We start from the raw sequence: 22,244 nt of genomic DNA, 5'->3' as shown, positions 1-22,244 counted from the left end.
GACGGTCTAATTAACTTCTTCACTCCGTGATAATTCAACTTGAGAAAACTGCCCAAGTGCCGGCCATTACCGAGCACCTGAAGCAGCAGGGCTACAAAACCACCGAAGTCACTACCCAGCACGCGCACTACCTGGTGGCCATTGGGAAGAAGGACTTCGACATCCGCACCATCGGCCAGCTGCCCGGCGTGCGCGACGTGCACCGCGTGTCAGACGACTACAAGCTGGTGAGCCGCAAGTGGCGCGTAAAGCCCACCGTGCTCGACCTCGGCGACGGCGTGACGATAGGCGAGGGCACCCTGGCGTTGTGCGCCGGCCCCTGCAGCATCGAGAGCGAAGCCCAGATGGAAAAAGTGATGACGCACCTGCTCGAAAACGGCGTGCGGCTGATGCGCGGCGGCGTGTTCAAGCCCCGCTCTTCGCCTTACTCGTTCCGCGGCCTGGGCATGGACGGACTGAAGCTGTTCCATAGCATGGCCCGCGCGCGCGGCATCAAAATCGTGACCGAGGTGATGCAGGTTTCGCAAGTCGAGGAGATGCACGACTACGTGGACGTGTTCCAGGTGGGCGCCCGCAACACCCAGAACTTCAACTTGCTTGATGCGCTGGGCGGGGTAGACAAGCCGGTGATGATAAAGCGCGGCATCTCGGGCACCATCGAGGAGCTGCTTTCTTCGGCCGAATATGTGTTTTCGGGGGGCAATGAGAAGCTGATTCTCTGCGAGCGGGGCATTCGCACGTTTGAAACAGCCAGCCGCAATACCCTTGATTTGAACGCCGTGCCAATCCTGAAAGAGAAGAGCCACTTGCCGGTAATCGTGGACCCTTCGCACGGCATTGGCATTCGGGACTATGTGCCCGCTATGGCCCTTGCGGGCGTGCTGGCCGGCGCTGACGGCATCGTGTACGAAACCCACGAAACGCCCGAAACCGCGGCGTCGGACGGGCAGCAGACACTGAACTTCGACGAGTCGGCCAAGCTGGTGCGAAACCTGCGGCGCGTGTTTGCCTTGCGCGGGGAGCTCGAATAGAGGTGGTTAGCGGTTGAGCTTATTTAAATTTAATTTCAGGCGCCCCTTGCATAATTAAAATCCGTCCTTAAATTCGTCTTAATCATGCGCCACCAACACGTCAATATTACCAACCTAATGACTTGCCCCAAACAGGGGGAGATTGGGCTGTTATTGGCGAAAAGGAAGAGCAAGGCATGATGCCAGACCTTCACTAAGAACCTTCAAAAGCCCGAATCCACCAGGATATCGGGCTTTTTTTTCGCCCAATTATTAGCTCAATTCTCATGTTTGCCAAGCTCAATCCCGCAACTGCCACCGGCCAGGACCAGCTTATCTGGAAGATTCTCTTTGACCGCCAGACCGCGCTGCTGCATCGTCGGGCCGCGCCAGCGTTTACCCGGGGCTTGGCCCGCTTGGGCATGAGGCGCGAGGTAATCCCGGACATCGGCGAGCTCAGTGCCACCGTTTTTCAGGAGACGGGCTGGAAGCTCGCGCCGGTGGGGCGGCCCTTCGAGCCGGCCGCTTTCTTCGAGCTGCTGGCCGAGCGCCGCTTCCCGATTGTGACCCGCATCCGGCCCATGCACGCCTTCGATTTCAGCCCGCAGCCCGACTTGTTCCACGATTTGTTTGGGCACGTGCCCATGCTACTGGACGAAGGGTTGGCCGATTTCCTGCACATGCTAGGGCAGGCGTACCGGGCGCAGCCGGTGGGCTCGTCGGCCCGCGAGCAGCTGTGGGCGCTCTATTTCTTCACCGCCGAATTTGGGCTGGTGCAGCACGAGGGCCAGCCCCGGCTCTACGGCGCGGGCTTGCTTTCTTCGGCCGGCGAAATCCACCACTGCGTGAACGAGAACACGCCGCGGTTGGTGTTCGACCTCGCCACGGTACTGAAGACGCCCGTGACCGGCGCGCGCTACCAGGACCAGTACTTCGTGCTGCCCGCCTGGGAGCAGCTCACCGACTGCGTGGCTGAGCTGGCCGGCTTGTTGGCCATGGCCTAAACATGCGGCGCTTCGTGAGTAATACCCTTATCCGTACCACCTCACGAAGCGCTCCGTTTAGTAACTCCAGCCCAGGCGGCGGTACACGAAGTGTAGCAGCCAGAGTGGCCCAATCAGCAGAAACTGCAGGTCTTTGAGGAAGCTGGGCTTCTTGCCTTCTACCTTGTGGCCCCAGAACTGACCCACCCAAGTCAGCGCAAAAATGATGAGGCAAACGGCCCACAGCGGCAGTATGGCCAATTCGGCCACCAAGTGCAGGGTGCCGGCCATGGCTACCCACACCAGCACCATGCCCAGGGCCAGCCGGCCGCTCAGGCGCACGTAGTAGGCGAGGGCCAGCACCATCACCAGCGTACCCCAATTGAGCCAGGGACTGATGCGCTGAATGGCCGCCGGCACCGGCACGGCCCAAAGCAGGCCCAGCAGCGAAAACATGATAAGCGGCACGCACACCCAGTGCACCAGCTTGTTGGTCGGGTTTTGATGGCTTTCACCGTATTCGGACAAGAGGGCAGAGAGCGAGGCCATGGGAATTCCAGGAAGGTGAAAATTGAGCCAGGTAGTTTGTAAGGGCCAACAAATTAGCATAAAAAATGCCTTCCCGATTGGGAAGGCATTTTTGTTATCGGGTAGTCGGCATTACGAGGCTTTTACCTTGAATTTGGTGCGCAGGTAAGCCAGCGCCTGGCTGTGGGCCTTGGCGGCAAACTCCTTGTTGAACTTGGGGTTGGAGGGGTTGGCGAAGGCGTGGTCGGCATCGTAGCTGTACACCGTTACTTTTTTGCCGGCGGCGGCCATGTCTTTCTTGAACTGGCTCACTACCTCGGGGTTTATCCACTTGTCCTGGCTGGCGAAAATGCCCAGCACGTCCGAGTTCAGGGTCTTGAGCTTGGCCACGTCCTTTTCGGGCATGCCGTAGTACATCACGCAGCCCACCGTTTGCTTGCCGCCGAGCAGGGCTTGCTGCAAGCTCCAGCCGCCACCGAAGCACCAGCCGATGCTGGCAAACTGCGCCTTGGGGCCGGCGTACAGCTGCGCGCCTTTGAGGATGGACACGGCGCGCTCGGTTTTCACCTCGCCCATGTATTTGCCGGCTTCTTCGGGCGTGGTAGCCACTTTGCCATCGTAGAGGTCCACGGCGATGACGTTGACGCCGGGCAACTCCTTGGCGAAGGTAGCGGCTTCCTTCTTAATGTAGTCGTTCAGACCCCACCACTCGTGAATCACGAACAGGTACTTGTTGCTGGGCGTGGCACTTTTGATTTCGTAGCCGCGGCCAGTGGCGCCGTCGGGGGTTTTGAAGGTAATATCCTTGCCTTCGCCGGTGAACACGAAGGGCAGAGGCGCATCGTGGCCACCCGAGAAGTCTTTGTCGGCGGCCAGCATGGCGAAGGCCTCCGTGGCCGAGGCCGAGAGGTTGCCGGCCGGCTTGGCGCAGCAGCTGGCTATTTGTTGGGCCGAAGCGGAGAAGGTGATGCTGAGCAGGGCCGCGCCGAGGGTAAGTAGTTTTTTCATGGGAATGGTGAGAATTGGAGCGAATGTGGCTACGCAACAACTAACCCGGCAAATCTTCCCGCAAAACACTGCGAAGTTTGGGGAGTTCCCGCTCGGCCCGGCTGTGCAAGGCGGCCGACTTGGTGGTTGCCAGCACGTCCTCGACCGCTGCCAGCAGCTCGCTCGTCAGTTCCGGGTAGGGCATGGCCAGGCGCACGGCGGCGCTCAGCGCATAGGCGCGGATGGCAACCGACTCGGCTGGGGATTGCAGCATGCCCAGGCAAGTATCGAAGGCCAGCGCCTGCAACGCTTCCGGCACCGGCACGAATTGCAGCACCCGCGCCACGCTGCGCCGAAGCGCCGGGTGCTGGCCTGGGTTGGGCTGTGCCGCGACCAACAGGCCCGGCAAGTGCGGCACCAGCCACTGCGGCCGCCGCTGGCCCACCCAGCCGAGCACATCGGCCGCCAGCTGCCGCTCCCGCGGCTCGCCGTACCAGAACACCTGCAGCAGCTCGGCCAGGCACGCCGGGTGCGAGCAGGCGTACTCGGTCAGCCGCTTGGTCTGGCGCGCCGAGTGTTCCCGCAGTAGCTCCGCCCGGATATTCATGGCCGCGAAGGTAGCACGGCCTGTTGAGCCAGCTTTTAGCTCAATTTCTGAAATTGCTAAACTGTAACTTCAGCCACAGTGGGCACGTGGGTTTCTATCACAGCGCCCAGCTCAGTTAGTAGGGCAAACAAGCCCACGTAGGTGCGGTTGAGGTAAATGAAATGCTCGGAACCGCGGGGTTCGCGCTGCTTGCGCAGTTCAGGGTCGGCCATCAGGTCGTCGCCCAGGGCGTAGAGCGCGGCCATGTACGTGGGGTCGCCGAAGTCGAAAGTGGCCTGCCGGAAGGGGCGGCCCACCAGCTCCAGCGACACCTGCAGGGTCCGCAGGTAGAGCACCCGCATTGCCGGGGCATCGGTGGCACGCAGCACGCCGGCCTGCGTGAGCAGCGAGGCGAGCCGGGCTTCGTCGACGATGGTTTCGGGAGCCAGCAGGGCGGTAAACAGCTCGTACACGTCCTGCGGCACGTCTTTCACGCAGCCGAAATCCAGCACGCCCATAGTGCCACCGTTCTCCGCGCGAAGCAGGAAGTTGCCGGGGTGCGGGTCGGCGTGCAGCCGGTGCAGGGTGTTGAACTGGAACTGGTAGAAGTCCCAGAGCGCCTGGCCGAGCTGGTTGCGGACTTCCGGCGCTGGGTTGGTGGTCAGAAACTCTTTCAGGTGCTGCCCGCCGAGCCAGTCCATGGTCAGAATGCGGGCCGTGGAATATTCCGGGTAGTAGGCCGGAAACTCCAGGTGCGGCAGCCCCTGGCATTGGGCCGCGATTTCCTGCCCGCGCCGCAGCTCCAACTGGTAGTCGGTTTCTTCCAGCAGGCGCGCTTCCACTTCTTCCAGGTAGGGCCGCACCTGGCTTTCGCTGAGGCCCATCACCCGCAGGGCAATGGGTTTTACCAAGTTAATATCGGATTTAATGCTCGCGGCCACGCCTGGGTATTGCACCTTCACGGCCAGCGGGCGGCCGTCCTTTCGGGCCAGATGCACCTGGCCGATGCTGGCGGCCTGCCGGGCTTCGGGCTCAAACTCGTCGAACAAGGTATAGGGCGACTGCCCAAACGCATCGCGAAAAGCCTTCACCACCAGCGGGCCGGAGAGCGGCGGCGTTTGGTACTGGGCTTTGGCAAACTGGTCGGCGTAGGCGGTGGGGAGCATGTTTTTCTCCATCGCCAGCATCTGGGCCACCTTCAGTACCGAGCCTTTCATCTCGCTCAGGGCGCCGTAGAGCTCGGCGGCGTTGGCCGCGTGCAGGTCTTCGGTGGTCGATTCGGCGCCCACGGCCCGCTTGGCATAGTGCTTCACGTAGTTGGCGCCCACGCTGATGCCGGTTTTGGCAAAGCGCGCGGCCCGGGCCACTTTGGTGGTGGGCAGGGAGGTTTGGGGTTCGTCGGACATCAAGGCAGGATTAGCGACGCACCAAAAACCGCACGAAATCCACGGCCGAATCCAGGGTGTTGCGGCCCACCAGGTCGAAGCTTAGCGTCACGGCTTTTTCCACGGCGGCATCGGTGCGCTCGAAGTTTACGGTGTCGTCTTTGGCAAAAAAGCCCAGCACGAACAGCGCCTGCTGCCAGAATAAACGGGGGTAGCCTTCCTGCACCAGTGGGCGGTTGGCGATTTCGCCGCTCACCCGGCCGTCGCGCAGCAAGTCGCTCACAAACAGCTCAAAATCCTGCCGGAAATCGTCGAGCACGCGGGGCGTGAGCGCCGGCATGCGGTGCAGCGAGCGGCGCAGGCTCATGAGGGCATACGAGCGGTTTTGCTTGAGAATCTCGAGCAGCGTGTAGTAGAAGGCCAGCAGCTTTTCGCGGCTGCCGTAGCTTTCCCACACGGGCTCGGATGCGGCAGCGGTGCGCGTCTGCCGGCCAAAATCGGCCCACAACTCGCGGTCGATGGCTTCAAAATTGGGGTAGTGCTGGTAGAATTCCTGCTCCGCAATGCCCAGCTGCTGCGTGAGCTTAAACACCGACTGCGGCGGGTGGCCTTCGTTGAGCACGAAGCTGAGATAGGCTTGTTTGATGCGGTCCTTTTCCATGTAGTTGGAACCGCCTCGGTAGGGCATAGGTTCGAGCCTGCTGCGCTACGGTTTACAATGCCGCATTGCGGGCCGCCCGCAGGGCTTCCCCCGACCGTTGGCGGGCAAACGTGTGGTCGACAATGGGGGCGGGGTAGGCGGCGGTGCCCACTTCGGGCACCCACCGTTTCACGTATTCCAGTTCGGGGTCCACGGTTTCCTGTTGGTTTTGAGGGCTGTACACCCGAAACCACGGGGCTGCTACCGCTCCCGTGCCGGCCACCCACTGCCAGTTGCCCACATTGTTGGCCAGTTCGTAGTCCATCAGCTTATCGGCAAAATACCGTTCGCCCCACCGCCAGTCGATAAACAGGTGCTTCACCAAAAAGCCGGCTGTGGCAATGCGCACGCGGTTGGGCAGGTAGCCGGTGGCGTTGAGCTCGCGCATGCCAGCATCCACCAGTGGGTAGCCCGTGCGGCCCTCGCACCAGGCTTGGAACTCCTGCTCGTTGTTGCGGTAAGGCACGTTCCGCATTTTGGGGTCATACGCTTCGGTAGCGGTGTTGGGAAAGTGCCAGAGCAGCATCATGAAGAAATCGCGCCACATGATTTCGGAAAGCAGCTTCGAATTCAGGGCCTTCGCCTGGCGCATCACCTGCCGCACGCTGAGGGTGCCGAAGCGCAGCTGCACCGATATGCGGGTGCTGCCATTTTGCAGGGCGGGTATGTTGCGGGTGCTGTCGTAGGTACGCACCACGGCCTCGGCGGGCAGGTCGGCGGTGGGCACGTATTGCTCCAGCCGCTCGAAGCCCAAGCTGGCCAGGGTGGGGCGGGGGCCGGCTTGGGCTGGCTCAAGCTGCTGCAAACGAGCCTTGGTGAAGGCCGCAGCCGAGCCGAAGGGCAACAGCATTGCATCGGTGAGCTTGGCCAGGTAGGCTTTATGGTAGGCGCCGAATACCTTGGGCACGGTGCCCGATTTGGTCAGGATTTCATCCTTGGCGAAGATGACCTGGTCTTTGTAAAGCAGAAATTTCACCCCATGCTTTTGCAGCATCGTGCCTACCTCGGTGTCGCGCTGGGTGGCGTAGGGCTCGTAGTCTTCGTTGGTGTGCACAGCCGCCACCTTAAACTCCTGGACTAGCTTTTCCAGCACTTCCACCGGCTTGCCGTAGCGCGCCAGGAAGGTGCCGCCGGCCGCTTCGGTGGCCGCGGCCAGCCGCTCCACTTCATCAAAAATGTAGGTGAGCCGGGCATCTGCCTTATTGGGCAGGTGGTCGAGAATGTCCTGGTCGTAGATGAAAAGTGGTACCACCGGCAGGCCGCTGGCCAGGGCGGCGGCCAGGCCGGCATTGTCGTGAAGGCGCAGGTCGCGCCGGTGCCAGAAAATGCAGATTTTCATAGTTTAGTCTAGTTGTCAGTTGCTCGTTGTCAGTTGTTGGTTTTCTACTACCACTAGCTGGCTGTTGCTGAAAACTGACAACGAGCAACTGACAACTAATAGCTGACAACCGGGCTCCTATTTCAGCTTGCCCAGGCCGCCGTCCACGGCCAGCACTTGGCCGGTGACAAAAGAGCTGTGGTCGGAGAGCAAGAACGAGGCCGTGTACGCCAGGTCCTGGGGCTGGCCGATGCGCTGCAAGGGGTGGCGCTTGCCGCCGGCTTCCACCTTCTCGGGCGAGTTGAGCAAGGCCGCAGCCAGGGGCGTGTTGGTAAGGGAAGGCGCGATGCAGTTGACCCGCACGCCGCTGGCGGCGTACTCAGCGGCCAGCGACCGGGTGAGGCCTTCCACCGCCGCCTTGGCCGTGGCGATGCTGGTGTGGAAGCTCATGCCCGTATCGGCGGCTACGGTGCTGAACAGCACCACGGAGGCGCCTTCGGCCTTTTTCAGGCGCTTGATGGTGGCTTGCAGCACCCGCACGGCACCCAGCACATTTAAGTCAAAATCGGCCTGAAAATCATCGGTGGGAATGCGCTCGAACGGCCGCAGCTTGATGCTGCCCGGGAAGTAAGCCACGCCATGCAGCACCTCCGGCAACCCGTCGAAAGCAGTGCCGACGGGCTGGGTGGCATCATAGACAATGTGCGTGGTGCCCAGGGCTTCCAGCTCCGGCGACAGGTGCCGGGAGGCGGTGAACAAGTTCACGTGCAGCTGGCTGAGCAGCTGCGCCGTGGCCAAGCCGATGCCCGACGAGGCGCCGATGAGCAGAATGTTTTTGTCGGTGAAATCCATGCGGGGAAGTGAAGAATAGCGGGCGGGAGATGACTTCCTAACCCCTATGCTGCCCACATGTTTTGCCGCCCGGCCGCGGAGGCTACTGGTCGAGAATCAGGTCGAAACGCCCGTCGGTGAGCGCCACCGACTGACCAGTGCCCTGCTCAACCAACTTCACTGAGAAAGTGCCTTGCAGGTGCCTGCTTGCAGCATCCCATTGCGTAACCGTAACCCGCGCCCCTGGTGCTGAAACGGGATAGAAAGTCAGGGGCGAATCCAAGCGCTTGTCGCTGTTGAACACCGACACTTGGTAGAATGTCTCCGGCGCGCCAAGTGCGTAAGTGCCTGGTCCTTGAAACGCGGGCAACTCCAGGTGCAGCACGTGCTGCTTTTGGCCGGCTGCCGGCGGGTTCTGGCTATCCACCCCATGAATAACCAGCTGGTTGGTGAAATCCAGATAGCCGCTAACCGGGCCCTTTCCGCCAAATATTGAGCTGATGATGGTGCCGAAGCTGGAATCGTTGTGAGCCACCACGGGCAACCCCTCGGCCTGGTAAACGAGCGTGTTGCCGCCGCTGATGCGTCCGGTGGGCAAGTTCGGCTCCACTTCGCTGGACGTAAGCGAGCAGCCGACCACCAGGGGCAATAACCCCATGAAGAGCATATGTCCGTGCAAGTGAGTAAGAAGTGGACGCATCGTGGCAGGAAAAGTGGCGGGTAAATAAGGCGTGAGCTGCTGGGCCATTAGTTGCCGTGGCCCGAAGGGGAAGCGCCAAGCTGGCCGCCCCAGAACGTGAGGAGCAGGCAGTACACGGACTTCTCGGGGTTGAGGTTAGTTTGAAACGCGAGCCCGATACCCAAGCCCCGTTTCGTGCCCGGGGTTAGCAAGCCCACTTCCAGCGGAACTCCAATGGCCTGGTAGCTGCGGTAAGCATAGTAATGGGTGTCGTTGGAAAAGAAGTTGTTGCTTCTAATCGTGTAGCAGTAGGCTCCGAGCTCCCGGCCGGCTACGTAGCCCACGCCGGCTGCTGCATAAGCAAGGCCGCGGCCTACGGGTAGGCCGTAGCCGGCCAGGGCGGCCACTTCGGTCTGCCGCGAACGGGTGTTGAAATTCTGTAGCAAGTTGCTGGAACCGGGGCCTTCCTGGGGCCCCCACCACTTATAGCGGCTGCGTCCCACTAGCAGCAGGTGCCCTTTGAGGTAATCAGCGTGGATTTCCAGGCCATTGCCGATGCCAATGCCACCGCCCCAAGCGCCTGGGCTGGCAGGAGCCGGAAGCGGCGCCGCCGATTGTGCCCGCGCCGCCAGGCTTAGCAGCAGGGCGGGGAGATAGCGGAAGCGCATCATAAGCAAAGGGCGGACTGTCGCAGCCAAGTTGAGCCAAATATAGCGGTATACAGCTATCAGGTATTTGCTGCACCTGAGCTGCGTAATTCTACTCCAGGCAAATCCTAAATTGGGCAGCCTATGACGTAGTTTCGCCGTAAGCGCGCTTGTCTTACTCCTCGCATATGAACATAACCAAACTCCTGGTCGCCAACCGTGGCGAAATTGCCATTCGCGTGATGCGCGCCGCCACCGAGCTCAACATCCCCACGGTAGCCGTTTATACCTACGAAGACCGGTACTCGCTGCACCGCTACAAGGCCGACGAAGCCTACCAGATAGGCCGCGACGACGAGCCGCTGAAGCCCTACCTCGACATCGAAGGCCTGCTGCGGGTGGCCAAGGAGAACGGGGCCAACGCCATTCACCCGGGCTACGGCTTTCTGAGCGAAAACGCCACGCTCTCGCGCCGCTGCGCCGAGGAAGGCATCGTTTTCGTCGGTCCCCGGCCCGAGGTAATGGAAGCCCTCGGCGACAAGGTGCGGGCAAAGGAAGTAGCCCAACGCTGCCAGGTGCCCCAGATTGAAAGCAGCGAGGCCGACCTAGTCGATTTCGAAACCGCCAGAACCGAGGCCAACCGCATTGGCTACCCCGTGATGCTGAAGGCGGCCAGCGGCGGCGGCGGGCGCGGCATGCGCATCATCCGCGACGACGAGCAGCTGGAAAAAGGCTTTTTTGAGGCCCGCAACGAGGCCATGAATGCCTTCGGCGACGACACCGTGTTCCTGGAAAAATTCGTGGAGCGGCCCAAGCACATCGAGGTGCAGTTGGTGGGTGACCACCACGGCCACCTCGTGCACCTCTACGAGCGCGACTGCTCGGTGCAGCGCCGCTTCCAGAAAGTGGTGGAAGTGGCCCCGGCCATGAACCTACCCGACCACCAGCGCCACCTCCTATACGAGTACGCCCTGCGCATCGGGCGGGCCGTGGGCTACGACAACGTGGGCACCGTGGAGTTCCTGGTGAACCCCGAGCAGGACCGGATATACTTCATCGAAGTGAACCCCCGCATCCAGGTGGAGCACACCGTAACGGAGATGATTACGGGCGTGGACCTGATTAAAACCCAGATTTATATCGCCGCCGGCTACCAGCTCAACGACCCCGAAATTGGGCTGGGCCCCGACGTGGTGCCGCTGCGGGCGGGCTTCGCCATCCAGTGCCGCATCACCACCGAAAACCCCGAAAAGGACTTCAAGCCCGACTACGGCACCATCGTGGCTTATCGGGCGGCCGGCGGCTTCGGCATCCGGCTCGACGAGGGCTCGGTGTACCAGGGCGTGGTGGTGTCGCCGTTTTTCGATTCGATGCTGGTAAAGGTGTCGGCCCATGCGCCCACGCTGCAGGGCGCGGCCCAGAAAATGCTGCGCAGCCTCGACGAATTCCGGGTGCGCGGCGTTCAAACCAACATCCAGTTCCTGAAGAATATTGTTGGCAACGCGGAGTTTCAGGCCGGCCAGGCCAACGTTGATTTTATCAAGGACCACCCCGAGCTGTTCAAGTTTGAGACCCGCCAAGACCGGGCCACGCGCCTGCTCGGCTTCATTGGCGAAGTGGTGGTGAACGGCAACCCCGACGTGAAAAACCTGCTCGACCCGCGCGCCAACCCGCGCCGGCCGCGCCTCCCGCAGTTCGACCACGCGGCGCCCGCGCCCGGCACCAAGCAGAAGCTGCACGAGCTGGGCCCAGAAGGCTTTGCCCAGTGGCTGCGCGCCGACCCCCTGGTGCACTACACCGACACCACCCTGCGCGACGCCCACCAAAGCCTGCTGGCCACCCGCATGCGCACCTGGGACATGCTGAAAGTGGCCGGCGCCTACGCCCAGCAGCACCCCCAAACCTTCTCCCTGGAAGTCTGGGGCGGCGCCACCTTCGACGTGGCTCTGCGCTTCCTGCGCGAAGACCCGTGGGAGCGGCTGGCCAAGCTGCGCGAAGCCATCCCCAACATTCTGCTGCAAATGCTCATCCGCGGGGCCAACGGCGTGGGCTACAAGGCCTACCCGGACAACCTGACCGAGCGGTTTGTGCAGCAGGCCGCCGAAACTGGCGTCGATGTATTCCGCATTTTCGATTCCCTGAACTGGCTCAAGGGCATGGAGGCGTGCATCGGCTTCGTGCGCAACAAAACCGACCGGCTGGCCGAAGCCTGCATCTGCTACACCGGCGACATTCTCGACCCCAGCCGCACCAAGTACACGCTCGACTATTACCTGAAGCTGGCCAAGCAGCTCGAAGATGCCGGCGCGCACATCCTCTGCATCAAGGACATGGCCGGCCTGCTCAAGCCCTACGCCGCCACAGAGCTGATACAGGGCCTGCGCGACACCGTGAAGCTGCCAATTCACCTGCATACTCACGACACGTCGTCGCTGCAGGCGGCTACCTACGCCAAGGCCGTGGAAGCCGGCGTCAACGTTATCGACGTGGCGCTTGGCTCCTTATCGGGCCTCACTTCGCAGCCCAATTTCAACTCGGTGGTAGAAATGCTGCGCCACACGCCGCGCCACCGCGAGTTCAACCAGCAGTCGTTAAACGAGTTCAGCAACTACTGGGAAGCGGTGCGCGAAATGTACTATCCTTTCGAGTCGGGCCTGAAAGCAGGCACCTCGGAGGTGTTCCAGCACGAGATTCCGGGCGGGCAGTACTCCAACCTGCGCCCGCAGGCGGCCTCGCTGGGCCTGCTCGACAAGTTTGAAGAAGTGAAGCAGCGCTTTGCCGACGTGAACGACTTGTTTGGCGACATTGTGAAGGTGACGCCGAGCAGCAAAGTGGTGGGCGACATGGCCTTGTTCATGGTGAGCAACAACCTCACGCCTCAAGACGTGATGGAAAAAGGCGAAACCCTGAACTTCCCCGAATCGGTGCGCGAGCTGTTTCGCGGCGACATTGGGCAGCCCGAGGGAGGCTGGCCCGCCGAGCTGCAGAAGCTCATTCTCAAAAACGAGACGCCGTTTACCGACCGGCCCAACGAGCACTTGGCACCCATCGACTTTGATAAGGAGTGGGCAGCATTTCAGGAGAAGTTTCCGGGCGGGAAGTTCACCGACATGCTCTCGTCGCTGCTGTATCCCAAGGTGTTCGAGGAATACTGGGCGCACCGCCTGAAGTTCGGCGACGTGAGCAAAGTGCCCACGTCGGTATTCTTCTACGGCCTCAAGCCGGGCGAGGAAACCATCATCGAAATAGCCCGGGGCAAGTCGGTAATTGTGCGTGTCGAGTCGGTGGGCACGCTCAACGAGGAAGGCTACCGCACCATTTTCTTCACCCTCAACGGCCAGACCCGCAACCTACAAGTGCGCGACCAGTCAGTGGCCGTCACCAAGGTCAGCAACGCCAAAGCCGACAAGGCCAATCCGCACCAGGTGGGCGCGCCGCTGCAAGGCATGTTGAGCAAGGTGCTGGTGAAGCCCGGCCAGTCCGCGCCCAAAAACACGCCGCTCTTCGTCATCGAAGCCATGAAGATGGAAACCACCATCACTGCGCCGCAGGATGTGGTGGTCGACAGCATTGTGCTGCCCGAAGGCAGCCGCGTGCAAGCCGACGACTTGGTGCTGACGTTGGGCTGAATTCAATAAACCAAAAAAGCGGGCCGCAGCCGGAGTGTATCCAGCCGCGGCCCGCTTTTTTTGGGTGAATGCGTTATTGGCCCAGCTTAAAGGTCAGGCCGGCGCCTAGGGTAGCCGTGCCGCTGGCCGGCCCGCCGAGCACGCGGCCGGCATTGATATCTACGCGAGCTTGCGGTACGGGGCGCCAGTACAGGCCCGCCGTGGTGCCGGAAGTGAGCACCGAGCGGCCGGTGCCGTAGGCCTCCACGAAAAAACCGGTCTTATTGGTAATGGCGCCATTCAGGGCCAAGGTGCCCAGGAATTGGCCTTTCTCGATGTCGGCCGCTTTCATGCCGGGTTGGCTGAAGCCGAAGTTTGCTTCGATGCCGTAGCGCTGCCCAAGTTGCTCGCTAACGAGCAGCCGGGCGCTGGGGGCGAGGGTCTTAGCCGCCAAGGCCTCGCTGCCGGTATTCGGAATTGGCGACTCCACCAGCAGCGCCACTTGGGTGCGGGTATCGTAGTTGGGCGAAATCATGAACTTGGCCCCCACTACTACCGGCGCCCAGCCCGGGGCCGCTTCCATTTGGCCCGATTCGGGGTTGAGGCGGCGGTAGTTGTGAAAGTACGGCTGGGTTACGCGCAGCTCCATGCTGTTGAAGAAACCCACGCGGAGGGTGGCGCCGGTGCTCAACATGCTCGGGCCCAGGCTGGGAGCCGTCCGCAGCGTGCCTACTTCCAGTTGAAAGCGGCCAGGCTGCAGCACCTGCGCGGTGATGGTTTGCCCGGGGCGGTCGGCGCGAATATTTCGCACGAAAGGGGCATCAACGTTGGGGTTGTTTTCTTCCGGCGTGTTCTGGGCCAGGGTGAGGCCGGGGCTGCTCAGCAGAGCAGCGACGGCCAACAGAGTGGTCTTTCGCATGCAGCCAAGACCCGCCGGGCTACGGCATGGTTCATTTAGGGTTGCATTTTGTTGTAATTTCCTTGAAAAATAGAAAATCTGTGTAAGATAATGCCACCATGTGGCTATTTAGCTCAACCGTTCGTACAATTGCGTTATCTATGAAAATAACCTGCTTTTTCCTCGTTCCTGGCCTCGTGCTGCTGGCTGCCAGCCGCTTGCTGGCCCAGCAAACCTTCCCGCTTTACTCCGGCACCATCCCCGATTCCAAGCCCAGCGAGGTCCAGGAAACGAGCATTACGTTGGCCAACGGCGGGGTGCGCATCTCCAACGTGGTGCAGCCCAACTTAACGGCCTTTTTGCCCGCGCCCGGCACTGCCAACGGCACGGCCGTCATCATTTGCCCCGGCGGCGGCTACACGCGCCTTTCCATCGACAGCGAGGGGTACGACGTGGCCAAGCGGCTCAACGAAATGGGGGTGACGGCCTTCGTGCTGAAATACCGTCTGCCCAACGACCAGAGCCAGCCCGACAAGACCATGGCGCCCTTGCTCGATGCCCAGCAGGCCCTACGCCTCGTGCGCCAGCAAGCCGCCAAGTATAGCCTCAACCCCGAGCGCATTGGCCTGGTGGGCTTTTCGGCCGGTGGTCACCTGGCCGCCTGGGCCGGAACGCAGTTTGCGAAGCCCGTGGGCCCCAATCCCGGCCCCGTTTCGGTGCGGCCCGCCTTCCTAGTGCTGATGTACCCGGTTATCAGCTTCAGCGACAGCCTGCGCCACCCCGGCTCCCGCGACAACCTGCTGGGCAAAACCCCTACGGGGGGGCAGGTGCGCCAGTATTCCAACGAGTTGCAGGTGACGACCCAAACGCCGCCCACCTTCCTGGTACATGCCCAGGACGACAAGACGGTGCCCGTCAACAACAGCATCGTATTCTACCAGGCCTGCCTGCGCCACGGCGTGCCCGCCGAAATGCACCTGTACCCCCACGGCGGCCACGGCTTCGGCCTGCACAACAAAACCACCAAAGACGACTGGACCGAGCACCTTAAAAACTGGCTCGACGCCAACGGGTGGCTCACGAAATAAACGGCCAAGGGTGCCAGCCTGGCCATTTATTGTTACTAATAGAATAGCCGTTCCGACTGGGGCAGGTGTATGTTTGCGCCAAGCGCAATGTTGCTGCGCCAAACCTAAAACCTTTGGGTGGTTCTTGAAATAAGGCGCTACCCTTCAAATAGTTGAAATGAAAGCACACCTGCTCACTTTGGCGCTGGCGCTCACGGCTCTCACCGCCCCCGCCCAACGGCGCAAAGCCCCAAAAGCCGCCCCTGCGACGCTGCTGGTTTCGGCGGTCACGGTAGGGCGGGTGCTCACCACCTTGGCTGGCGACGCCATGCAGGGCCGGGGCACCGGCCAGCCGGGCGGGCTAAAGGCAACTCAATTTCTGGCGGGCGAATTTCAGCGCATTGGGCTGCAGCCGTTGCCGGGCGCTGCGGGATTCGAGCAGGTGTTTCCGGTATATAGTTCGCGGGTGGCCGGGCTGAGCGCGACGCTGAACGGGACCGCCATCGCGGCAGACAAGCTGCTGCTTGTCAGCAACCAACCCACTGTGGAGTGGACCCAGCAAACGCCTGACTTGGAGGTGCTCACCATTACGACCAACGGCGATTTTGGGCAGGTGTTGAGCAAAATCCGGCGGCCCAGCCAGAACCTGCTGGTGCTGCTAGACCCCATCCACAGCGCCGACTTCAAGAAGCTGGTGGATAGCCGGCGGCAAGTGCGGTTTCGGGCTACGGAGGCGGGCAGCCCGTATTCCTGCGTGGTGCTCGTTACGCCCACCGCCCCGGGCCTGGCCAACAACGCCACGGCCAAGAGCATCACGTTTGAAGTGAAGGGCAAGACCGAGCAGGTGGTTACCGAACTGCGCAACGTGGTGGGCATGCTGCCCGGGCGCGACACGGCGCGGGCCAAAGAAAAAGTGGTGTTTTCGGGCCATTATGACCACCTGGGCATCATCAAGCCCTCCGCCGCTGGCGATTCCATTGCCAATGGAGCCGACGACGACGCCAGCGGGACCACCGCGGTAGTGGCGCTGGCGGAGTATTTCAAGCTGAGAAACGACAATGCCCGGCCGCTCATTTTCACGGCGTTTGCGGCCGAGGAAGTGGGCGGGTTTGGGGCCCGCTACTTCTCCCAGCAGCTCGCCCCGGAGCAGGTGGTGGCCATGTTCAACATTGAGATGATTGGCAAAGAGGCCAAGTTTGGGCCCAACACCGCTTTCATCACGGGTTTCGACAAGTCGGACTTTGGCCAGCTGCTGCAAGCCAACCTAACGGGCAGCAAGTTCCGCTTCGAGCCCGACCCGTACCCCGAGCAAAACCTGTTTTACCGCTCCGACAACGCTACCCTGGCTAAGCTTGGGGTGCCGGCCCACACCATCAGCAGCGACCAGATTCCCGACGACAAGCTGTACCATTCGGTCGACGACGAGGTAGAAAGCCTGAACCTGCCCAACATGACGGCCATCATCCAGGCCATTGCGCAGAGCGCCAGCGGCATCGTGGCCGGCCAGCAAACACCCACGCGCATTGCCCCCGAGCCTGCCGCCAGCAAGTAGCGCGCAAAAACGAGAGTATTTAGCTCAACTGACTGCTACCGGCTGGTATTTGGGCAGCCAACTGCTGCACTTGCAAGAGCGAGCGGTGAATTTCGCTGAACACGGGCCGGGCAGCCACGGTGGGCTGCACGCATTGCCGCTGCAAGTTCCAGAGGGCCTCAAGAGGCTTTGGCGTGGCCTCCGAAACCGGGCAGCGCTCCAGTAATTCTTCCAGCAGGCACCCGAAGGCCCGTGCTTCTAGCTGCTGCAGGCTGCGGGCCGTGTCGGGCTCATCGGGCAAGAAAAAGCAAGCCGCCCCAAAATCGCCTAATAGCGCGTCGCCCGTGTCAGTGGTTAGAATGTTGTGAGCGTATAAGTCGCCGTGCAGAATGCCGTTGGCGTGGAGCTGGGCGGCCGCGGCGGCTATTCCGGTGGCCAGCCGCAGGGCCGTTTCCAGGGTGAAAGAAGCGTCGGCCGCATACACGTCGCGCGTGCAGGAAGCCAGGCTGGGCGGGCCCGCCAGGTTCTGAAAAGCGGGACTAATCAGCTCAAGTACCAGCCCTTCGGCTTTGGCAGGATGTTGAGCTACCTTGCCTTCCACGGCAATCAGGTTGGGGTGCGCGCCAGCGCTGATGCAGGCCGCCATTTCGCTGTGCGGCAGGCCGTCGCTGGTCAGGGCACCTTTGAATAGCTTGACGGCAACCTCAGCGGTAGCGGCGCCCGCTTTCTGCCACTGCGCTCGGTAAATCACGCCCGAAGCCCCTTCGCCCAGCTGCTGCTCGATGGCCAGTTCCGCCCAAGCGATGGTGGCGATGGGGTGCTGGGCCACGGCTGCCGTTTCGGCCCGCTCGCAAAACGGGTTGCCGGCATAGGCCAGCCAGGTCAGGCGCGGCATTGCCAGCAGCCAGGCGGGCAGGGTTGTGAGCTGGTTGGCCGCAATGCGGAGCAGCTCCAGCTGCGTGCAGCGGCTCAGGCTCTCGGGCAGTTGCCGCAGTTGGTTGCCGGCCAGCATCAGCTTTTGCATTTGCAGACAATCCCCAATCTCCTCGGGCAGTTCGGTGAGCTGGTTGTCAGTAAGAATCAACCAGCGCAGGGCCGGCGTGAGGGCTGCGGCCGGCAGGGTACGGATTTGGTTGGCCTTGAAGCCGACCATGCTCAGTTGCGGGCATTGCCCCAACACCTTGGGCACGGTGGTAAAGCGGTTGTCGGAGCAAAACAGCACGCGCAGCTTGTGCAGACGGCCCAGGTCGTCGGGCAGTTCGGTCAGGGCGTTGCCCGAGAGGTTCAGTACTTCAAGCGTGTCGGCAAGGTCGAATATCTCGCGAGGAAACTCCGTCAAGCCCGCGGCCATATCGAGCCGCTGAATGCCGGCCAGCTTCCCGGCGCGCAGTTGTTCAAGGGTGTGCATGGGTCAAAGTTCGGCAGGGGAGGCCCAAGGTTCAGCTCAACCCCCATTTCACCGCCCTCAAACCAGCACCACTTCCCCGGTGCCGAAGTAATAAATAATGCCTCGCACCTCGGCGTAGCCCAATTGCTCAAATAGCGTGGCGTAATTGCGCAGCAGCCGCTTATGTTTTTCGTGGGGCGGTGGCAGCCGGAAATCCAGCAGCGTGACGCGGCCCCCGGTGCGGTCCGACACTTCCAGCGAAGGGGCCAGTACCACGCGGTCGGGCTTGTAGTCGCGCAGGCGCACCCCGCCAACAAGTATTTCCCGCTCGGTTTCCACGCTTAGGTGCGGAGCAAAGTAGGGGGCCAGGCGCGGGTCGCTCACCAGCTTTTCCAGGCTCTCGACTAGGGCGGACCGTTCGCGGGCGCCCAGGATGCCTTCGGCCACGAGCTGGCTCGCTACCCGGCCCACGTCGGCGGCCGTGAGCAGGCGGCGGAGGGCGTAGTGCAGCTTACGGTTCCACTCGCCCTGGGCTTGCTGCTCGTCAAAGTCGAACAACGTGGTGGCGTGCCGGCGCAGCTTCAGGCGGTCTTCCCAAGGGGCGGCGGCCAGGTTAGTGAGGGTAAAGGTGGGAGCCAGCGCGGCCGCCGCCTGCTGCACGGCCATCGACCCCTGCGACAGTACAAAGGACACCTGGTCTTCCTGCCACACGCCGCGCTCCAGCAGGTAGCCGTGGAGCAAATCGGCCACGTTGCGGGCCGCAGTGCCGGGCGCAGCGGGCCCGGCTTCGTCGCTCGATTTCGCCGTTTTCTTTTCCTCGGGCCGCTTGCTGATAACGTAGAGCCGGTGGCGCGGCCGCGTAAAGGCCACGTACAGCGTATTGAGCCCTTCCAGGAAGGTTTTTTCGCGCTCTTCGTCGTACTGCGCGGCCAGCGCCGTTTGCTGAATGCCTTTGCTCAGGCTGACCACCGCAACCTCGGGCATACCTTCCAAGGGCTTGTCCGGCGCTTCCAGGTGGCCCCAAAGCAGGGTGCCGCGGTGCGGCTCGAGGCTCCAGTCGGCAAAGGGCACGATGACCACGCCGTACGCCAGGCCCTTGGCTTTGTGCACCGTGGTAATTGTGATGGCCGCCCGCCCGCCCGGCGCGTTGATGCTGATGCGGCCCTTGCGCTCTTCCCAGTGGGTGAGGAAGTTGCCTAGGTTGTTGCCAAACTTCAGGCTGTATTCCAGCGTCAAGTCGAGGAAGCGGAACAGGTAGTCGCTCTCGCCGTTGCGGCCCAGCAGGCCAAATAAATTGAGCAGGCGCTCGGCCAGTTCGTAGAGGCCCAGGTTGCCGGTTTCGTCCTCCCGCACGTCGTAGCCCAGGGCCCGCAGCTCATCAAAGAACGGCTTGCCGTGCAGGTCGTTAGCAATTTCGGCAATGTGCCGGGCGCGGGCAGGGGTGGGGGCGAGCCCCCGCACTACCTTATCTACAAGCAGCAGCGCTTCGGCGCGGGCCAGGGTATCGGCGGGCTGGTGCAGCACCCGAAGGATGCTCACGAGCAGGTTCACCACCTCGGCAAATTCCAGGGCCAGCGAATCGGCGGAAATGATGGCGTAGCCCCGTTCTTTCAGGAATTTGGCAATGATTTTACTGGCGTACCGCGTGCGGCACAGCACGGCAATGTCGGCCAGGGCAAAGCCGTCGCGCAGGGCCTGTTCCACCAGCTGCAGCGTGAGGTAGCAGGTGCTTTCGTCGTAGGTCAGCAGCGCTTCGGGCAGGTGGCCCGGCAGCGGCTCTTCAGTATAAGCCCCCGTCGCGGCATCGAACCACCGGGCGGGCGCGTCTTTTTGAGTAAACAGCAGCTCCACGTGCCCTGGCTGCGTGCCGGCGCGGACTTCGGGCACTTGCTGGCCAAAGGCGTCGTCGTAAATGCCGCCCACCAAACCCAGGGACGCGTGCCGGTTGCTCACCGCTTCAAAAAATGCGTTGTTGAAATCGACAATCTCGCGCGCCGAGCGGTAGTTGATTTGCAGCGCCTTGGCCTGCAGGGCCGGGTCCAGGGTTTCGTAGCGTAGCCGCAAGAGTTCGCGCATTTCCTCGTCGCGGGCCCGGGCTACCAGCGCCGCGGTGTCGCCTTGGTGCAGGCGCAGAATCTGCTCCATCTCGCCGCCGCGCCAGCGGTAAATGGCCTGCTTGGCATCGCCCACCGCCAGGCTGGAGTGCCCGTTGGCCAGCGTGTTTTCTACCAGCGGCAGCAGGTTGTTCCACTGCAGGACCGACGTATCCTGAAATTCGTCGATGAGAATGTGCTCGTACTTCTCGCCCAGCCGCTCGTACAAAAACGGCACCGGCTCGGTGAGCACAATGCTGGCAATGCGCCGGTTAAACTCCGAAATCAGCACCACGTTGCGTTCCTGGCTGATTTGCTCCACCAGCTTATTGAGCTCGCTCAACAGAGAGGCATGAAACAAGTACGGCTGCATGGCGGTCAGCAGGCCGTAGTTGGAAAGTTGAGCCAGGCGGATTTCGGCCAAGGCCAGAAACGCGTCCTCCAGGGCCGGTCGCACGGCCTCCACATCGTCGAGGCGTTTGTCGGTTTTGGCCTGGCCGCTGCTCCACTTGCCGCTTTCTACCACTTTGCGGGCCGTAGCCGTGGGCGTATCGCCGGCCTGCAGCCAGCGCAGCGGATTGGCGAAATGCGTGAAAATGCCGTTTTTGCCGCCGCTCAGGTGCGTAGGGTCGAGGCCCGCGGCTGTGATGGCCTCAGTGGCCTGCCGGCCAATTTCCAGTACCTGGGCTTCCAGCTCAGCGCGCCGCGTGCGCATCTGCTTGTCGAGCCGCCTGAAATCGGCGAGCGAAAGCTTGCCCAGTTGAGCCACCGCCTCTTGCACCGTCTCATTAAAGAGCACCTTGCCGAAGCCGGCCAACTCCTCGGGCAGGCGGCTCCAGCTTTTGCCTTCTTCGGCCTGGCCCAGCGCGTATTCGGCCAGGGTTTGCGAAAGCAGCTTGCTGTTTGGGTCCCGGTTCACTTTGTCGAGCAGCGCGGCCACGGCGCTTTGCAGCACACTATCCGTATCCAGCTCAACTTCGAAGGTGGCCGGCAAACCCAGCTCCCGGGTGAAGGCCGTCACGATGCGCTGCACAAACGAGTCAATCGTGCTCACCGCAAAGTCGGCGTAGTGGTACAGCACCAGCCGGAACGTTTCGGCGGCCCGGCGCTGCACTTCCCGCTGCTGCTCCTCGGCGGTTTGGGCATGGGGCGGCAGATGCCCGCTGGCTGCCAGCTCCGCCGCCACTTCTGCCAGCAGCCCATCCGCCTTGCCGCTTTCGGGGTAGGCAAAGCGGCGCAGCGCGCCCACAATCCGCTCCTTCATTTCCCCTGCCGCGTCGTTGGTGAAGGTGATGGCCAGAATGCGCTTGAAATAGGCCGGGTCGTCGGCGCCCAGCGCCAGCAGCAGGTATTCTTTGGTGAGCTGGTAGGTCTTGCCGGAGCCGGCAGAAGAAGAGTAGATGCGGAAGGAGGCAGGCATAAGTAAGATAAGGGCACCGCGCCTGAAGCAGTCAGGCCAGCACCGTAGCGCAATTAAGAAATATCAGCAGTCAACCAATTCACCATCTCAGCCGTCACCCGCACCGGCCGCCCAGTCTTGGGGTCGAGCAACGCCCAGGTGGTCTCGGCCTCGCACAACAATACGCCGTCGCGGGCGCGGGTCAGGCGGGTAAAGCGTTGCGAAGTGGCCCCGCTGGATTCGCCCACCCAGGTAGTGGCCCGCAGTATTTCGCCTGCCAAAGCTGGCCGCTTGTAGCGAATGCGGTGCTCGCGCACCACCCAGATAATAGCGTCGCGCTTCTCGGGCGGGCAGATAGCCTGCCAGTGCGCCTCAGCAATATCCTGCACCCAGCGCACGTATTCCACGTTATTGGCGTGGCCCAGGGCGTCGATGGCACTGTTGGGTACTTCGAAATCGTGGGAGAAGGAATAAGCAGGAACTTCGGCCATGGATGCTGAACAGGAGGGGAGCGGGCAAAGGTCGGCACCGGCTGAAAAAAATAGCTATGGACTTGGTGATTTGGAAATTGTGCCTATCTTTGACGCAACCTAAGAAACCAAGCCAC

18 protein-coding genes are annotated in these 22,244 nt (G+C 62.0%); 5 read left to right on the top strand and 13 right to left on the bottom strand.

The window, feature by feature from the left end; genetic code table 11:
• Window positions 1-26: 26 nt before the first annotated feature.
• Together aroF and AUC43_RS15820 are read left to right on the top strand one after the other, a co-directional pair.
• A complete protein-coding gene (gene aroF / locus AUC43_RS15825) occupies window positions 27-1,031 on the top strand; it encodes a 3-deoxy-7-phosphoheptulonate synthase (RefSeq protein WP_068195800.1) in 1,005 nt (334 codons plus the stop codon).
• A 266-nt stretch (window positions 1,032-1,297) separates the two neighbouring features.
• Complete coding sequence (locus AUC43_RS15820; protein ID WP_068195797.1) at window positions 1,298-2,014, top strand: hypothetical protein; 717 nt, start codon at window positions 1,298-1,300, stop codon at window positions 2,012-2,014.
• A 57-nt stretch (window positions 2,015-2,071) separates the two neighbouring features.
• Here the strand turns inward: AUC43_RS15820 and AUC43_RS15815 are convergent, their stop codons facing one another.
• From AUC43_RS15815 to AUC43_RS15775, 9 genes are all read right to left on the bottom strand, one after another.
• Window positions 2,072-2,542: an Mpo1 family 2-hydroxy fatty acid dioxygenase gene (locus AUC43_RS15815; protein WP_068195794.1), complete on the bottom strand. Its 471-nt coding sequence runs from the start codon at window positions 2,540-2,542 to the stop codon at window positions 2,072-2,074.
• Between the two features lie 111 nt (window positions 2,543-2,653).
• Window positions 2,654-3,529, bottom strand: coding sequence for a dienelactone hydrolase family protein (locus AUC43_RS15810; RefSeq protein WP_068195791.1), 876 nt, complete (start codon window positions 3,527-3,529; stop codon window positions 2,654-2,656).
• A 40-nt stretch (window positions 3,530-3,569) separates the two neighbouring features.
• Entirely contained in the window at window positions 3,570-4,115 is a 546-nt protein-coding gene (locus AUC43_RS15805; RefSeq protein WP_068195788.1) for a hypothetical protein, read from the bottom strand.
• 56 nt (window positions 4,116-4,171) lie between these two features.
• Window positions 4,172-5,500, bottom strand: coding sequence for an ABC1 kinase family protein (locus AUC43_RS15800; RefSeq protein ID WP_068195785.1), 1,329 nt, complete (start codon window positions 5,498-5,500; stop codon window positions 4,172-4,174).
• A 10-nt stretch (window positions 5,501-5,510) separates the two neighbouring features.
• Complete coding sequence (locus tag AUC43_RS15795) at window positions 5,511-6,167, bottom strand: TetR/AcrR family transcriptional regulator (RefSeq protein ID WP_068195782.1); 657 nt, start codon at window positions 6,165-6,167, stop codon at window positions 5,511-5,513.
• A gap of 25 nt (window positions 6,168-6,192) precedes the next feature.
• A complete protein-coding gene (locus AUC43_RS15790; protein ID WP_068195780.1) occupies window positions 6,193-7,518 on the bottom strand; it encodes a cryptochrome/photolyase family protein in 1,326 nt (441 codons plus the stop codon).
• Between the two features lie 117 nt (window positions 7,519-7,635).
• On the bottom strand, window positions 7,636-8,349 hold the full coding sequence (locus tag AUC43_RS15785) for an SDR family NAD(P)-dependent oxidoreductase (protein ID WP_068195777.1): 714 nt from the start codon (window positions 8,347-8,349) through the stop codon (window positions 7,636-7,638).
• Window positions 8,350-8,431: 82 nt separating this feature from the next.
• Window positions 8,432-8,986 carry a hypothetical protein gene (locus AUC43_RS15780; protein ID WP_157781125.1) on the bottom strand — a complete coding sequence of 185 codons (555 nt, stop codon included), beginning with the start codon at window positions 8,984-8,986 and terminating at the stop codon, window positions 8,432-8,434.
• An 89-nt stretch (window positions 8,987-9,075) separates the two neighbouring features.
• Entirely contained in the window at window positions 9,076-9,678 is a 603-nt protein-coding gene (locus AUC43_RS15775) for a hypothetical protein (protein WP_068195771.1), read from the bottom strand.
• Window positions 9,679-9,842: 164 nt separating this feature from the next.
• Here AUC43_RS15775 and AUC43_RS15770 point away from each other — a divergent pair, with 164 nt between their 5' ends.
• Window positions 9,843-13,283, top strand: a complete 3,441-nt coding sequence (locus AUC43_RS15770) for a pyruvate carboxylase (protein ID WP_068195768.1) — start codon at window positions 9,843-9,845, stop codon at window positions 13,281-13,283.
• 73 nt (window positions 13,284-13,356) lie between these two features.
• On the opposite strand, the gene AUC43_RS15765 is transcribed toward AUC43_RS15770, so the two are convergent.
• Window positions 13,357-14,181 carry a transporter gene (locus tag AUC43_RS15765; protein ID WP_157781124.1) on the bottom strand — a complete coding sequence of 275 codons (825 nt, stop codon included), beginning with the start codon at window positions 14,179-14,181 and terminating at the stop codon, window positions 13,357-13,359.
• A 140-nt stretch (window positions 14,182-14,321) separates the two neighbouring features.
• Here AUC43_RS15765 and AUC43_RS15760 point away from each other — a divergent pair, with 140 nt between their 5' ends.
• Together AUC43_RS15760 and AUC43_RS15755 are read left to right on the top strand one after the other, a co-directional pair.
• Window positions 14,322-15,248 carry an alpha/beta hydrolase gene (locus tag AUC43_RS15760; protein ID WP_068195762.1) on the top strand — a complete coding sequence of 309 codons (927 nt, stop codon included), beginning with the start codon at window positions 14,322-14,324 and terminating at the stop codon, window positions 15,246-15,248.
• A gap of 157 nt (window positions 15,249-15,405) precedes the next feature.
• Complete coding sequence (locus AUC43_RS15755; protein ID WP_068195758.1) at window positions 15,406-16,779, top strand: M20/M25/M40 family metallo-hydrolase; 1,374 nt, start codon at window positions 15,406-15,408, stop codon at window positions 16,777-16,779.
• A 19-nt stretch (window positions 16,780-16,798) separates the two neighbouring features.
• On the opposite strand, the gene AUC43_RS15750 is transcribed toward AUC43_RS15755, so the two are convergent.
• The 3 genes from AUC43_RS15750 to AUC43_RS15740 are packed head-to-tail and all read right to left on the bottom strand — an operon-like array spanning window position 16,799 to window position 22,128.
• Window positions 16,799-18,166: a leucine-rich repeat-containing protein kinase family protein gene (locus AUC43_RS15750; RefSeq protein ID WP_068195755.1), complete on the bottom strand. Its 1,368-nt coding sequence runs from the start codon at window positions 18,164-18,166 to the stop codon at window positions 16,799-16,801.
• Window positions 18,167-18,223: 57 nt separating this feature from the next.
• On the bottom strand, window positions 18,224-21,658 hold the full coding sequence (locus AUC43_RS15745) for a UvrD-helicase domain-containing protein (protein WP_068195752.1): 3,435 nt from the start codon (window positions 21,656-21,658) through the stop codon (window positions 18,224-18,226).
• 53 nt (window positions 21,659-21,711) lie between these two features.
• The gene (locus tag AUC43_RS15740) at window positions 21,712-22,128 is read right to left on the bottom strand and encodes an acyl-CoA thioesterase (RefSeq protein ID WP_068195750.1); all 417 of its coding nucleotides are present in this window, start codon (window positions 22,126-22,128) and stop codon (window positions 21,712-21,714) included.
• Window positions 22,129-22,244 lie beyond the last annotated feature (116 nt).

Source organism: Hymenobacter sedentarius (assembly GCF_001507645.1).
GTDB classification, from domain to species: domain Bacteria; phylum Bacteroidota; class Bacteroidia; order Cytophagales; family Hymenobacteraceae; genus Hymenobacter; species Hymenobacter sedentarius.
This window is presented reverse-complemented; position numbering and strand designations above follow the sequence as displayed.